Source organism: Novosphingobium sp. PASSN1 (genome assembly GCF_002278815.1).
In genome coordinates, this window is the sequence record NZ_NKIS01000004.1 from 276610 (window position 1) to 290474 (window position 13865).

Consider the following 13865-nt stretch of genomic DNA (forward strand, 5'->3'; position numbering starts at 1 on the left):
GGTAGGTATTATTCCACTTGCGAATCCGGCCCTGCCCTCCCGAGTCCGAGGATGAGCACGGCCTGCTTCGCGCCGGCTCCAGAGCCGACGCCAAGCAGGTTGAACCGGACGCTGGAGGGAAGCGCAGGCGACGGCGGCCCCGGATCGATGGCCTGTCGTTCAACGTTCAGGACGTGGGAGCTAGCGAGCCGGTGCGGGGCGAGCGAAAGAAGTCCGTCGTCGCAACGAGCGTTCGGTGAACGGCTGAAACCCGCGGATGCCGCAACACACGCGGTGCCCACGATAGATAGTAGCTTTGGGTGGGGCGAATGGTGGGGGCGGGGATCTCGACCAGTGACCCCTCCGCCATCTCCTGGGCGCACAAATAGCCCGGAAGCACGGTCCACCCGAACCCCCGCTGCAACATACTGCGCAAGAAGCGCAGGTCCTGTCCGGTCAAGGCGGGCGGCGGCGAACGCAGCGCGATCACATTGGCGGAAAGCCAACTGTCCAGCAAGGGACGCTCAAGGTTGCAAGCAAGGACCGGCTCTGCGGCGAGCCCTTGGAGGAGCCTGTTGGCAGAGGCAATTCGTGCCGCCACGGCAGGCCCTGCAAGAGCGAACAGCGGCTCTTCGTGGATCTTGATCGAACGCAGCCGCCTGTCATGTGGCGGATCCACACCCAGACCGAGGTCGTGCTGGTCCGTGACAAGTGCAGCCTTGACCTCCTCTCGGCCAGCGGCCTCGATATGAATGCGCAGGCCAGACAGCAACAAGGGCAGCAAGCGGCGCGACACGATCGAAGGCAGTGTACCGCGTCGTCGGCACGATTGTGGGCGCAGCCGTCTCGGTGGCGCTCGTCCCAAGGCTGGTCGCATGGCCCGAACTGCTGTGCGCCGAACTGTCGCTCTGGTTGGGTGGATGCCTGGCCATCTCCCTGCTTGATGGCTCCCCGCGATCCTATGTCCTCATGCTGCCTGGCTACACCGCAACGCTGATCGCCTTTCCGGCGGTGGACCGGCCGGAGGCGATCTTCGATATCGCAGCCGCGCGCGTTACCGAAATCGTGCTCGGCATCGCCTGCGGCGCGCTCTTGCACAGCGTCCTGTGGCTTCGTTCGGTGGCAGAGGCCTTGCTGCCGCGCCTTCGCGGCTGGCTCGCCGATGCACGCAAATGGCATGACGACATCATGGCCCAGGAGCAGCCGGGGCTGGTCGAAAGAGACCGCCATCAGCTTGCTGCCGACGCCATCGAGTGCACTCTGCTGGCAACCCACGTGCCGTTCGATACCTCGCATTGGCGCGAGGCAACCGGGACCCTTCAGGCACTTTTGCGCCGGATGCTGCTGGTGCTTCCGGTGCTGTCCGGGCTGGCCGACCGGCGGCAGGCGCTCAGCAGCGCCCATGGCGAATGGCGGGATTTGTTGCACGAAAGCCTCGCGCTGCGCGATGCACAGGCCGAGGCGCTGCTGGCTGAATGTGTGACGGGTTGTTCGCGCACCTTCAGGATCCTCAGGTCCCCAGCCCCGCCCCGCTGCAGGAACGCGCGCGGATCGTTCTTCACGCCGATGCCCGCTTTGCAATCCTTTCCGAGGCCTCTGCAGCGATAGCCACCCTGATCGGTTGTACGCTCTGGATCGCGACAGGCTGGGCTGATGGCGGCATAGCTGTCGCGTTGACCGGCGTGTTCTGCGGCCTGTTCGCGGGGCTGGACAATCCGGTTCCCACGATTGTGCGCTTCGGTATCGCCATCCTTGCCGGGATTCCGCTGGCAGCGTTCTATCTGTTCGCGCTGCTTCCCGGAGTTGACGGATTCCCGGCCCTTGCGGTGCTGCTCGCCATCCCGCTTTTCGCCATCGGCTTGTTCGGCATCAATCCGCGCTGGGGGATCATGGCCCAGGCGTGTTCCATCGGCTTTTGCAGCGCACTGGCACTCCAGGAAAGCTTCTCGCCTGATTTCGCGCGCTTTCTCAACGCCAATCTTGCGCAGGCCGTCGCCGTGTTTCTCGCAGCTGGGGTAACGGCCGGTCTGCGCCGGATCGGTCAGGACGTGGCCATTGCCCGTCTCGTCCGCCACATGCGCCGGGCTTTGCGGGGCGGCCCGCATGAACGCCGAATATGCCATCGGCGGGATGTACATCGCCGCAGCCCCTGTAGGGGCCTGCCTTGCCTTAGTGCTGACCTTCGCGCTGCACCGGCTGCTGGTGCGGGGGCGGCTCTATCGCTGGTTCTGGCATCCGGTCCTCGCCGACACGGCGCTTTTCGTCATCGTCTGGGCCCTGATGGTGCTCTGGCTCCGCCCGTTCCTTGAGGCAACACTCCCATGACTGCCATGCTTTCGCCAACCGCACGATCTGCTCTGCGCGTCGGCCTGACGCTTCTTCTGGTGCTGGCTGCGCTGGTGGGCGCTCGCCTGCTTATCGGGTATTATCAGGCAGCCCCCTGGACCCGCGATGGCCGGGTGCGGGCCGATATCGCGCAGATTGCTCCAGACGGTGCAGGGACCATCACGGCGGTGTTCGTCCGGCACGATCAGCATGTGCGCAAGGGTGATCCCCTCTTTCAGATCGATGCCGCGCGCTACGATCTCGCGATCGGGCAGGCGCGGAGCCAGATGCTTCAGGCCGAAGCAGACGTGGCGCGGGCGCACTCGACGATCATGCTGGCCGAGGTCGGTCAGGGAGAGGCTTCAATGGCCGATGCCCGCGCCGCGCTCGCCGCAGCGCAGGCCAAGGTTGCCATGGCGCACGAAGCGCTAGCGCTTGCCCAGCTAAACCGCGCCCGCACGCAGGTCGTCGCACCGATGGACGGCGAACTGTCCGACGTGGGATTGCGCGTGGGTGATTATGTCAGCGCCGGAACGCCGGTCCTGGCGCTGGTCGACAGTTCCAGTCTGCGGGTGGAAGGCTATTTCGAGGAAGCCAAGCTGAACCGCATCAGCATCGGCCAGGCGGCCCAGATACGCCTGATGGGTGAAGACTCCGTGTTGACGGGACATGTCGTTTCGGTGGCCGGTGCGATCGAGGACCATGACCGCGTGGGAACCTCCCGCCTCGTGCCCGCGATCAATCCAACCTTCAGTTGGGTCCGCCTCCCCCAAACGCGTGCCGGTCCGCATCCAGCTTGACCACGGACCCGCCAACGTCGCCCTGATCGCGGGACGAACGGCGTCCATCACGCTGGCGCAAGGAGCCCCTCGGTGAAGATCGCTGCGCATAGCCCACTGTTTGCCGGGATGCTGGTGCTGGTCGGCTGCAAAGTGGGGCGCGACTATCATCTTCCCGCCTCTGCGGCGATAAACCGCCCCTCAGCGCGTGCCCCGCTGGAGATACCGGCGACACTTGCCGTGGCCGACGATCTTCCTCCACGCTGGTGGCATCTCTACGACGATCCCGTGCTCGACGGGCTCGAAGAGCAGGCCCTTGCGGGACGCTCCGACTTGCGGGTCGCGGCGGCAAACCTTGCCCGCGCGCATGCGATGACCGAAGTTGCCAAGGGCGCCGCGGAGCCGGAGTTCGCAATCGATGCCGCGGCAGAACGCGCCCGGCTTTCAGGCGAATCCTTCCTTCTGCCTGAGGCGCTGCCAGTTGCCAGCCTTGGCTCGGCGGATCTGCGGTTGAGCTATCAGTCCGACCTGTTCGGCCGGGTCCGTCGCTCCATCGAGGCCGCCCGGGCCGACGAGGAAACGCGCCGCGAACTGGTTGGCGCGGGCAAGGTGACGCTCGCTGGCGAAGTCGCAAGAGCCTACGTCGGCATTTGCAGCGCGCAGGAGGAAGCCGACACGCTCGCGGCGGCGGTGGCTGGTAGCGGGACTGGCAGACGCTGCAACGGCGGAAAATGTCTGCGAGACGCGGGGCGATTTGGCCCCACGACTGGTGCCGGATGGCCGCAAACCACCTCCCATCGCACTTGCATAACAGGAATGAATATTCCAATTACGCAAGGGCACCGAGAGCGACGAGGAAGCAGCCATGAAGAAGCATCTGACCCGCATGATGGCGGTGGCGGCGATCATCGGCGCTGCTGTTTCGACGGCAAGCGCAGAGCCGCTCCCCGTCATCAGCAACCGCCAACTTCTGGTGGATGGCAAGCCTTACCTCGCGCTGGGCGGCGAGTTGCACAATTCTAGCGCGTCCAGCCCGGAGTACATGAAGCCGATCTGGGACAAGCTGGAAGCCATGCATGTCCGCACGGTTGTCGGGACGGCCTCCTGGGAGGATTCGGAGCCGGAGCAGGGCAAGTTCGATTTCAGGCTTGTCGATGCGCAGATGGCTGAGGCCCGCAAACGCAACATGCGGCTCGTGCTGATCTGGTTCGGCGCCTTCAAGAACGCCGCATCCACGTATGCGCCAGGCTGGGTGCGGAATGATCCGCGCCACTATCCGCGCGCCATCGCCAGCGCGGCGCTGAAAGAGGCCTTCACCTACAAAGGCACGATGCCCAAGCCCGTGCTGTCGGTGTTCTCGCCGGAATTGCTGGATGCCGATCGCACGGCCTTTGCCGCGTTGATGAAGCATCTGGCTGCCGTCGATACCGATCACCGCGTGATCATGGTGCAGGTCAACAACGAAACCGGCATGTTGCGTGACAGCCGCGATCGATCCGCATTGGCGGAAGCTGCGTGGAAACAGCCGGTGCCGACAGCCCTGCTCAAGTTCCTCGCCGAAAACCGCGCCACACTGAAACCCGAACTTGAGGCACTTTGGACCCGCCAGGGCCGGAAGACTGCGGGCACCTGGGCGCAGGTGTTCGGTACGGACTGGCAGGCGGACGAAGTGTTCATGGCCTGGCACTTCGCCCGGTACATGAACGCGCTCGCCGTGGCGGGCAAACGGGAACTCGCGCTGCCGATGTATGCCAATGGCTGGCTGGGTCCGCAGGAGGGGCAGCCGGAAGCGGGGCAATATCCCAGTGGTGGGCCTGCACGGCGCGTGCTCGATGTGTGGCGGGCCGCCGCGCCCGCGCTCGATATGCTATCCCCGGATATCTACGCGCCCAACGTGAAGGACGTGCTGGCGGACTACGATCACGCCGGAAACCCGCTGTTCGTGCCCGAAGCGCAGTTCCGCACCGGGGACATCTTCTGGGCGCTCGGTCAGCACCGCGCGATCGGCTACTCCGTGTTCGGGATCGAGGATGGGCGGCCAGACAGCCAACTGGCGCAGGCTTACGCCGAACTTTCAGGCATGGACGAAGTCATCACGCGGGCGCAGGCGGAAGGGCGCATCGCGGGCGTGCTGCTCGATGATGGCCAGTCATCTGTCATCAGGCCAGCCGTGATCAAGCTGGGCGGCTATACGATCACGGTGCAGGAGACGATGGGCCTGCTCCGGCAGATGCTGCTGGATGTGGGCCTGCAGGCCCCGCCGCCGCCGCAGCCGCTACCGAGCGAGACCGAGGGACCGCTCGCCAGGCCTGCCCCCGGCGATGGCCGCGCCTTCGGCCTCATCATCGCGGAGGGTAACGATACGTTCCTGATCGTGGGCAAGGGCTTCACAGCCGATTTTGCCAAAGGGCAGGCGCTGGCCGAAATCGACCGGGTCGAGGAGGGGCATTTCACGGCGCAAGGCTGGAAGGCGGGCCGGGCAATCAACGGCGACGAGCGGCTGAACGTCATTCCGACGGATCGCATCGGCACTGTGCGGATCAGGCTCCTTGCGCCGAAGTAGCGCCTTTTACGCTGCATGCGGCGCACCGCGCTTCATGGGCGTGCTATGCCCAGATAGCCTGTGAAAAGCCGCAGCAGCTGCTGTTCCAGTACATCCCCGGCAAGGAATTCGGCCCGGTCGATCCCGGCCTTGTGGACCAGTCCTTCCAGCGTGATTTCAATCACCACCGAGGCCGCGGCAAGATCGTGATCCTGCATGATCCCCCCGCATGTTCGCGCAGCAGGGCCTCAATGTCGTGCGCGGCCTGCCGATGCACTTCCAGCGCGAAACCATGCTTGCCGACGACCGGTTCGGTGATTGCGGACCGGAACACAGGTGCCTTGGCCGACCAAGCATTTCGACAGGTGGCGCGGGAACTCAGGGAGGGAAAAATACCCCTACAGACTGCTGGGTTCGGGCGAAAACTTCTGGCTCGCCTTGAATAGAAAAAGACCACCGTTCCCGCTGGCTCCCGGGCAAACTAGCCCACCAACCGGACATACCTTGCGGCAAGTGGAACGATACGGACGTTGGTGGATGGTAGCGGAGGAGGGATCCACCAAAAGCCACAACAAACTGACTTTAATAGACTTTTGCGGGCCGATACCCCCAACTACCCCCAATCATACCCCCAATCCGGGACATTTTCGACGGACTGATTTCTACGTCCGACGAGTCGATGTGGGACTCGAATTCTGCAGCTATCAAAGGGCGCACGTCGGGTCCGGCTGCGAAATTCAGCGTCCGAATTTGGGTGGCAAGAGAAGCTGAATCGCAGCCAAAACGCGTCGACATCCTTCAGCAGTGGCGCTTCGCCTTTCCCGCCTCCGCCAGCGCTCGCAGCGTCGAACCAGCATAAGGCGCTCCGTACACTTCGATCGTGTTGGCTTCTACGGCTACCCGAACATCCAAACCGTAACTGGAAGGAACGGGTACTGTCTGATCTCACAACCAAAGTCCCCGAGTTCGCGCCGCGCTTTTTGCGCGCACCCGACGCGGCAATTTATGTTGGCCTTTCGCCCCGGACGCTGGAGAAGCATCGGACTTATGGGACTGGACCTTCTTTCCATAGGCTCGGTGGCCGCGTGGCATATGCTTTGGAAGATCTGGATCGCTGGGCCGAGCAGGGCATGCACCGTTCTACGTGCGATCCGGGTACTGACACTGGGCATCCCGCCAAGAGGATAACGCCGGGCAGAGAGGCTCGGTGATCAGCAAAGTAGGCTTGGTGTTGCTGGCGTCCGAAAAATGTCGCTATTTCTCGGACGCCGCATCTTTTGCCCGTATAGCCGCAACTCGAATGATGTGACATATCATTCTCAATTGACAATTTTAGCATGATATGGCATGTATTGAGTATGTCACGCGCTTCTAGAGCTGCCAGCGGCCTACCGCCCCAGAGCCAGCGCGCCATCGCGCAGCTGGGCAAGGATATCTCTATTGCGCGCCGCCGTCGCAAGCTGCCGCAACGGCTGATGGCTGAACGAATGCTTGTATCGGTACAGACGCTCCAGCGTCTCGAGGCTGGCGATGCAACAGTGGGACTGGCCGTGCTCGCCAGCGCGCTTCATGTGTTCGGAATGACCCAGCGCCTGGCGGAACTTGTTGCCCCCGATACGGACCGCACAGGCATTAGCGAAGACCTCGCCCGGCTGCCGAAGACCACGCATGCCGTGAGCAGCGACGAGCTGGACTTCTAAGGGCCATGGCAACCGTCCGCACCTATGTCTTCGTTCATCTCGGCGGCAGCCCTGTTCCGGCTGGACTGCTGACTATGACCGACGAGCCGCGCAACCAGTTCGCGACCTTTGCTTATGGTCGCCGTTACCTCGCCCGCCCCAATCGCATTGCAGTCGACCCGATAGCGCTGCCCCTTCACGATCCCGCGACCGAGCGGAGTTTCCAGACCGAAGAGGGCTTCGCCGTCTTCGGCGGAATCCGCGATGCGGCTCCCGATGGCTGGGGCCAGTACCTGATGTACAAGGCTATGGGCGACCGACTGCCCAGCGACATCGATCTGATCCTCGCTTCGGGTGACTACCGGGTTGGCGCCCTCGCATTCGGCCCAACGCCCGAGCGCCCGGAGCGAATAACACCTTGGGGCGAAGGCGATGCGCCCGGCGAGCATTTCACCCTTGAAGAGCTGGCAGAGGCTGCAGAGCGAGCGCAGCATGTCGATCAGCTCGACGAGAACCTGCGCCGGTTGCTGACTGCCGGTTCGTCGCTAGGCGGCGCACGCCCTAAAGCGGCGACCGAGATCGATGGCCAGCCATGGATCGCCAAGTTTCAAGCGCGCAATGACAGTTTTCCCGAATGCCGGGTCGAGTTGGCAACGATGCGAATGGCCGAAGCATGCGGTCTGGATGTTCCCGCCCTCGACTTCCGGCGCGTACTGGAGCGCGACATCTACCTGATCGAGCGGTTTGATCGCGTGTCACATAGTAATTGGGTTGAGCGGCGCCCCTTCGCCTCTGGGCTGACTATGCTGGGAGCGCACGAAAGCGAAGTGAGCCGCTACAGCTATGCCGATCTTGCAGCTGTGCTTCGCCAACATGGCACCGAGGTCCGTCGTGACCTGCATGAGCTATTCCGGCGCATGGTGTTCAACATCCTGGTCACCAACGATGACGATCACCTGCGCAACCACGGCTTCCTGTTCGACGGCAAAGGCTGGCGGCTGTCACCGCTCTATGATGTCGTGCCCAAGCCGCAGGTTGGTCTCGAGCGCCGACTGGTGCTCGGCGTCGGCCCCCAAGGCAGAGATGCGACGATTGCCAATGCTCTGGCTGGCGCTGCTGGTTTCGACCTAGCGCCTGATCAGGCAGCGGCCATGATCGCGGGCATGCGTGTACGCGTAGCCACCATGTGGGAAGAGTATTTCACGCAATCGGGCGTAAGCGCTGCTGACCGCGGTCGCTTTGCGACCTGTTTTCGATTGGCGAGCACAATCAGCTGACATTGGGCGCGATGCCCGATGTGATATCTCTCCTGTTGGAACGCTCGCCTGCGCTCAGAGGTCAGCTCGCCAGAAACGCGGTGAGTAGCCCCTAATTTTCTGAACGCCTTCGCTCCTCCCAGCCAGGGAGATTACGACGAAAAACTCTAACTCAAAGCGATCCAGTTTTCAGGTGGCAGAGCAGGCCTACGCGCATTCCCAATTCAAGGGCAGCGTTGATTGGCACAGCCACGGGTCTGGTTGTTGACAAGTGGCACTGCGCAGGCCGACTTCTAGCCCTGGCCGGACTGTTCGAGACGCCAACCCTCGATCATCGCGTCCAGGCTTTCGAAGGCCAAGCGCTCGACATCAAGAATGCGGCTGAGTTGCCCCGCGTAGCGGGCGTGAGCGAATGTCGACCAACCCGTCATCAGAGCTTGCACCGCTGATTGCAGCTCCAAAAGCGCCCTAACCGGAGGTCCAAACCCGGTAAGCGTAGTCACTAGGCGCGCCATGGTGCGCTTAAAGAAATCCTCGTCGAGCATGCTTGCGGTGATCAGTTCGCCGCTGAAGGGATAGGTTTCCTGAACCTCCCAGATAGCCCGGCCAAATTCGCGCATCCAATCCCGCCAGTCGGTCGTCGGCGGAATCAGGTCGATGCAGCGCATGAACAACCGCTCCATCATCGCTGCCATCAGCGCCGACTTGTCCGGAAGGTAGTAGTACAAGGTTGGCGCGCGAACCCCCACACGAGCGGCCAATCGGCGCATGCTCAGTTTGTCCATGCCCTCCTCACGGAGGAGTTCAAGCGCCTGATCGACGATCTGCTCGACGGTCAGTTTGAGATCGGTTGTGGCTTCCATTCCAGCACTATTGACCCACTTTTCCCGATTGTCTAACAGTGTTCGTCTAACGGTGTTCGACAAGAGGCGCCGCAACGGGAGAATGTGGATGAAAAGGCCTTCTTCATGGCTGGTGAATGGCTCGCTGCTGGCGCTCATGGCATTTGTACCTGCCGCTGCGCAGGCAGCGGATGAGCAGGCCAATACCGAGTCGTCAGCCCCGACAACCGAAGAGATCATTGTCACGGCGCAGTTCCGCGAACAGCGGCTGCAGGACACGCCTTTGGCTATCACCGCGATGCCGGCAAAGCTCCTCGAAGCACGCAGTCAGACCAGCATCATCGATCTGGGCGCATTCGCACCGAACGTGAACCTGTCGCAGTCCACCGCGCTCAACAGCAATTCGATCACGGCCTACATCCGCGGGATCGGGCAGGATGATGCCAGCTTCGCGCTTGAACCGGGCGTCGGCATTTACCTCGATGATGTGTATTACGGCACAACCTTCGGTGCTGTGCTCGACCTTGTCGATCTCGACCGTGTTGAAGTGCTGCGCGGTCCGCAGGGAACGCTGGCAGGCAAGAACTCGCTAGGCGGCGCAGTCAAGCTCTTTGCCGCCAAGCCCAACGCCGATTTCGGTGGATCGCTGGAGGCAGGCACTGGCCGGTATGACCGGATCAATTTGCGCGGCAGCGTGAATGTCCCCCTTTCTGATGGTCTCTATGCGCGCTTTTCAGGAACCTATGACAAGCGCGACGGCTACTTCCGCCTGCTTGACTATGGCTGCGCCAACCCCGGCAGCGGCATTGCCTCGCAAACAAGCGCTAAGGACTGTGTCACGGGCACGCAGGGCGGTGTCGATGTACTCTCGCTTCGCGGCGCGCTGCGCTATGCGCCCAGCGGTTCGAAGCTCGATGTGACCATCTCGGGAGATTACGCCCGCAACAACAGCGAACCGCCGGCAACCAAGCTGACTTTCGCAAATCGTGCCGCCATCGCGCCGGCATTGGCGCTGCAGGACTTCCGCACCTATGCTGCCGGAAATCCCTTCGGCGGCGTGCCGTTCGACAGCCGCTTCCTCACTGGGCCCAAGAGCTATTCCAGTTATGAGAACTACGGCGGCAGCGGCAATTACACCACGATCTTCGGCTTCCCCGCGCAAGTGGCCCCGGGTACGTTTGCCGATAAGCCCGAGAACTCGACCGAGACCTGGGGCGTCACCGGCACGGCCGATCTGACCCTTACCGATGATCTCGCGCTCAAGTCGATCACGGCCTACCGCAAGGCGACCGGCAATTCTGTGCTCGAAGTCGATGGATCACCGATCTCGGTCCTGAAAGAGGGCCTGCGCAACAGCCACCGCCAGTTCACGCAGGAACTGCGCCTGACCGGGAAGCTGGGTACGCTGGTCGATTTCACTATCGGTGGCTTCTACTACAAGGCCGAAGACCGGGCCTTCCAGCGCATCATGATCCCCACGTTCCAGTATGATTTTCTGGCGGATGACCGTTCGGACAATCGCAGCGTGGCGGGCTTTGCCAATGTCGAGTTGCACCCTGCCCCGAACCTCAATCTGATCGGCGGCATCCGCTACACCGATGACCGCAAGGTCTATGCTTTCGGGCGCACCAATGCCGATGGGTCAGCCATTCCCGGCATTCCCTTCACGCCCAACTGGCTGGTGTTCGGACTAAGCGGTCTCAGCGGAACTTTCGCCGATCAGCGCTGGGATTTCCGCATCGGCGCAAACTACCGTCTGTCCGATGCGCTGATGGTCTATGCGCAAGTTTCGACCGGCTACAAGGGTGGCGGCGTAAACCCGCGGCCGTTCGTGGCCGACCAGGTCCTGCCCTTCGGCCCGGAAAAAGTCACAACCTACGAAGCCGGTTTCAAGGTCGGAGACGGGCGCGCACTGTCCGTCAACGGCACCTATTTCTACAATGACTACAAGGATATCCAGCGCACCTTGTTCGTCTGCCCGACCAGCGCGAGCGTCACCTGCAGCCAGCCTACCAACGCCGGCAACGGACACTCGCAAGGTGTGGAGCTTGAAGCAAGCTGGCGGCCCATTGCCGGGCTCACGCTCAATAGTTCGGCTGGCTACCTCGATTTCAAGTACGACACGATCAATCCGCTGAGCCTGATCACGCTGGATATGACCGCGCCGTTCAATTCCAAGTGGACCGCGTCTGCCGGTGCGCAATACGAAGCCGGGATCGGCAAGGCGGGAACGCTGACGCCCCGCATCGACTGGTCCTATCAGTCCGGCTTCTTCTACCAGGCGGTCAACAACCCGTTCAATCAGGTGCCCGGGCGCAGCTTGTTCAACGCCCGGCTCACATGGGCCTCCTCAGACTCCTTGTGGCAGGTCGCTGCAGCGGTCACCAACCTCACGAACAAGTTCTATACGGTCGGCACTAGCGAGAACGTGGCCAACTTCGGCCTCGCCACTGCAATTGTGGGCCGCCCCCGCGAATGGTCGCTCAGCATCAAGCGCCGCTTCTAATAACCTGCTCGGGCCGGACACCGTCCGGCCTGCGCCCAATGTGAGCATACCCCATGTATCCCTTCACCGAAGGTAGCTATGCCCCGCGCAACGGCTGGTACGTTGCCGCTTTCACACACGAGATCGGCGAAGAACTGCTCTCGCGCTGGATCCTCAACCAACCGGTCGTGCTTTATCGCAAGGCTGACGGAACTGCCGTAGCAGTCGAAGGACGCTGCCCGCACCGGCACTATCCGCTCGGCGCCAGCAAGCGCGTCGGCGATGCCATCCAGTGCGGCTACCATGGCATTACCTTCAATTCGGGCGGTAAATGCACCTTCGTGCCTAGCCAGCAGTCGGTTCCGGGGGTCTATTCGATCCGCAGCTATCCGCTAATCGAACGCGGTCTATGGGCGTGGATCTGGCCGGGTGATCCCGAAAAGGCCGATCCCGCGCTCATCCCGGATATGGACGAGATCGGCTTCGGCATCGAAGGCTATCTCAGCAAGCCCTTCTACTTTCACGAGGTCGATGGCCGCTATCAATTGCTCAACGACAACCTGCTCGATCTAACCCATCTCGGCTATCTTCATGCCTCGTCGATCGGCACGCCGGATGACGCTGCCACACCGGAAGAGCGCGACGCCAACGAGCGCCGGATCCGCAGCCGCCGCACCATGCGCAACACCCAGCGCCAGGCGATTGCCGAAGGGCGGATCGATTTCGACGGGCCGATCGACCGCATATCGGGCATGGACTTCCACTTTCCCGGCTTCCACGCTGGCATTGGCGAAATGCTCGTTTCCGAAGGCCATCCCCGCGCGGGCGAAGTGCTCAATTCCTCGCGCGTGTGGCACGCGGTGACGCCCGCCAAGCGGTTCACAACAAACTATTTTTTCGCAATGGGCTCGAGCGACCACAAGGGGGTCGATGAAATGATCGAGTATCTTAAACCGGTGCTGGCCGAAGACATGTTCGCCACAGTCGAGATTGAGAAGATCATCCGCACGGTGGACGAGCTGCCGCCAGAACTGATGCTGAAAAGCGACGGCACTGCAGTGCTAGGCCGCCGCGCCTTGCAGAAGATGATGGATGCCGAGCGCGCCAACGGGTGAAGGTCATCCCGGGACGTGAGGCCAGCGAAGCTGAGGCGGTTATTGCATTGATTTTACTGCAATAAACAAGATCGATACCCCCAATGCTTCCCCCGAAAGGAGACCTTTTCGATGGTCAGTTTTCGACTTGCGGTGAGGTAATTCCGACAATACGACCCTGTCAAACTAGTACTACATCCTAGCTGCCCAGATCGGCCGCCGCAGGCCAGACCCGGCCCAGTTGCTCGAAATGGTAAGCAACGATCTCGCGCACGTGGGTGGGAGGAAAACGATCAGGTTCGCCCACGACGGCCATCATCAGTCCATCAACCAATGCACAAAGGCGATCCGCCTCGACCTTACAATTGCGCCGCGGATCGATGAAACCCCGCCCCTGACACCGGGCAATCAAGTTGGCGATATCGTCCCGAATGGCACCATATTCCTGACGATATAAAGCCCAGAGCTCAGGTTCCTGCCGGATTTCACTCACCACATTGGGCCAGATGTGACTGAACTGCGATTGCATGATCCCGTCTTCGGGCAGGAACATGATCTCCAAGGCCTGCCACGGATCAGGATCAGCCAACGCTTGCTTGAGCGACAGACGCCAGGGCTCAAGCGCCTTGCGCAGTGCCGCCTTCAGGATATCGCCTTTGTCCGCGAAGTAGTGCCAAAGCACGCCAGTGGTCAGGCCCATCTCGCCGGCAATCGCGCGAATGGTTGCCCGCCCCCAGCCGTCGCGCCGGATGACTCGGATCGTGGCGTCAATGATCTCCGCCTTGCGATCGGGCAGATTAGGGGTTGGCTCAATTGCCTGTGGGTTTGGACGCACGGATTGTCTCCAAGGTATAGAACCCATAAGCCCAGTTTTTCGCGCACAT

Annotated in this window: 14 protein-coding genes and 1 pseudogene; 11 read left to right on the forward strand and 4 right to left on the reverse strand. The window is 62.1% G+C overall.

Annotated elements, in window-relative coordinates; translation table 11 throughout:
- Positions 1-166: 166 nt before the first annotated feature.
- On the reverse strand, positions 167-751 hold the full coding sequence (locus CFE35_RS09415) for a substrate-binding domain-containing protein (protein ID WP_292930325.1): 585 nt from the start codon (positions 749-751) through the stop codon (positions 167-169).
- Positions 752-786: 35 nt separating this feature from the next.
- Between CFE35_RS09415 and CFE35_RS09420 the strand changes: the two genes are divergently transcribed.
- The 6 genes and pseudogenes from CFE35_RS09420 (at position 787) to CFE35_RS09445 (ending at position 5646) form a co-directional block, all read left to right on the forward strand.
- Positions 787-1587 (forward strand): FUSC family protein, encoded by an 801-nt coding sequence (locus CFE35_RS09420; protein WP_292930327.1) that lies wholly within the window; start codon positions 787-789, stop codon positions 1585-1587.
- Positions 1560-2012: pseudogene (locus tag CFE35_RS09425) on the forward strand (FUSC family protein); the annotation flags it as partial. The gene CFE35_RS09420 and the pseudogene CFE35_RS09425, both read left to right, overlap by 28 nt.
- A gap of 97 nt (positions 2013-2109) precedes the next feature.
- The gene (locus CFE35_RS09430) at positions 2110-2304 is read left to right on the forward strand and encodes a DUF1656 domain-containing protein (protein ID WP_292930329.1); all 195 of its coding nucleotides are present in this window, start codon (positions 2110-2112) and stop codon (positions 2302-2304) included.
- The gene (locus CFE35_RS09435) at positions 2301-3104 is read left to right on the forward strand and encodes an efflux RND transporter periplasmic adaptor subunit (protein WP_292930331.1); all 804 of its coding nucleotides are present in this window, start codon (positions 2301-2303) and stop codon (positions 3102-3104) included. The genes CFE35_RS09430 and CFE35_RS09435 overlap by 4 nt, the downstream gene beginning before the upstream one ends.
- 72 nt (positions 3105-3176) lie before the next feature.
- The gene (locus CFE35_RS09440) at positions 3177-4106 is read left to right on the forward strand and encodes a TolC family protein (protein ID WP_292930333.1); all 930 of its coding nucleotides are present in this window, start codon (positions 3177-3179) and stop codon (positions 4104-4106) included.
- Positions 4107-4125: 19 nt separating this feature from the next.
- A complete protein-coding gene (locus tag CFE35_RS09445; RefSeq protein ID WP_292930421.1) occupies positions 4126-5646 on the forward strand; it encodes a DUF5597 domain-containing protein in 1521 nt (506 codons plus the stop codon).
- Between the two features lie 32 nt (positions 5647-5678).
- Here CFE35_RS09445 and CFE35_RS09450 read toward each other — a convergent pair whose 3' ends face one another.
- Positions 5679-5843 (reverse strand): hypothetical protein, encoded by a 165-nt coding sequence (locus CFE35_RS09450; RefSeq protein ID WP_292930335.1) that lies wholly within the window; start codon positions 5841-5843, stop codon positions 5679-5681.
- A gap of 717 nt (positions 5844-6560) precedes the next feature.
- On the opposite strand from CFE35_RS09450, the gene CFE35_RS09455 reads away from it, so the two are divergent.
- The 3 genes from CFE35_RS09455 (at position 6561) to CFE35_RS09465 (ending at position 8581) form a co-directional block, all read left to right on the forward strand.
- Positions 6561-6836 carry a helix-turn-helix domain-containing protein gene (locus CFE35_RS09455; RefSeq protein WP_292930422.1) on the forward strand — a complete coding sequence of 92 codons (276 nt, stop codon included), beginning with the start codon at positions 6561-6563 and terminating at the stop codon, positions 6834-6836.
- 228 nt (positions 6837-7064) lie between these two features.
- The gene (locus tag CFE35_RS09460; protein WP_292930423.1) at positions 7065-7325 is read left to right on the forward strand and encodes a helix-turn-helix transcriptional regulator; all 261 of its coding nucleotides are present in this window, start codon (positions 7065-7067) and stop codon (positions 7323-7325) included.
- A 5-nt stretch (positions 7326-7330) separates the two neighbouring features.
- On the forward strand, positions 7331-8581 hold the full coding sequence (locus CFE35_RS09465; RefSeq protein WP_292930337.1) for a type II toxin-antitoxin system HipA family toxin: 1251 nt from the start codon (positions 7331-7333) through the stop codon (positions 8579-8581).
- Between the two features lie 272 nt (positions 8582-8853).
- Here CFE35_RS09465 and CFE35_RS09470 read toward each other — a convergent pair whose 3' ends face one another.
- Complete coding sequence (locus CFE35_RS09470; protein ID WP_292930339.1) at positions 8854-9561, reverse strand: TetR/AcrR family transcriptional regulator; 708 nt, start codon at positions 9559-9561, stop codon at positions 8854-8856.
- Here CFE35_RS09470 and CFE35_RS09475 point away from each other — a divergent pair.
- Positions 9560-11908 carry a TonB-dependent receptor gene (locus CFE35_RS09475; protein WP_292930341.1) on the forward strand — a complete coding sequence of 783 codons (2349 nt, stop codon included), beginning with the start codon at positions 9560-9562 and terminating at the stop codon, positions 11906-11908. The two genes, CFE35_RS09470 and CFE35_RS09475, sit on opposite strands and share 2 nt — an antisense overlap.
- A 53-nt stretch (positions 11909-11961) precedes the next feature.
- On the forward strand, positions 11962-13002 hold the full coding sequence (locus CFE35_RS09480) for a Rieske 2Fe-2S domain-containing protein (protein ID WP_292930343.1): 1041 nt from the start codon (positions 11962-11964) through the stop codon (positions 13000-13002).
- Positions 13003-13180: 178 nt separating this feature from the next.
- Here the strand turns inward: CFE35_RS09480 and CFE35_RS09485 are convergent, their stop codons facing one another.
- Positions 13181-13816 carry a TetR/AcrR family transcriptional regulator gene (locus tag CFE35_RS09485; RefSeq protein ID WP_292930345.1) on the reverse strand — a complete coding sequence of 212 codons (636 nt, stop codon included), beginning with the start codon at positions 13814-13816 and terminating at the stop codon, positions 13181-13183.
- Positions 13817-13865 lie beyond the last annotated feature (49 nt).

Coding starts and splice junctions, on each gene's coding strand:
- CFE35_RS09430 (WP_292930329.1), top strand. CDS start 2,110: ATGTACATCGCCGCAGCCCCTGTAGGGGCCTGCCTTGCCTTAGTGCTG.
- CFE35_RS09435 (WP_292930331.1), top strand. CDS start 2,301: ATGACTGCCATGCTTTCGCCAACCGCACGATCTGCTCTGCGCGTCGGC.
- CFE35_RS09445 (WP_292930421.1), top strand. CDS start 4,126: ATGAAGCCGATCTGGGACAAGCTGGAAGCCATGCATGTCCGCACGGTT.
- CFE35_RS09450 (WP_292930335.1), bottom strand. CDS start 5,843: ATGCAGGATCACGATCTTGCCGCGGCCTCGGTGGTGATTGAAATCACG.
- CFE35_RS09465 (WP_292930337.1), top strand. CDS start 7,331: ATGGCAACCGTCCGCACCTATGTCTTCGTTCATCTCGGCGGCAGCCCT.
- CFE35_RS09475 (WP_292930341.1), top strand. CDS start 9,560: ATGGCATTTGTACCTGCCGCTGCGCAGGCAGCGGATGAGCAGGCCAAT.
- CFE35_RS09470 (WP_292930339.1), bottom strand. CDS start 9,561: ATGAGCGCCAGCAGCGAGCCATTCACCAGCCATGAAGAAGGCCTTTTC.
- CFE35_RS09480 (WP_292930343.1), top strand. CDS start 11,962: ATGTATCCCTTCACCGAAGGTAGCTATGCCCCGCGCAACGGCTGGTAC.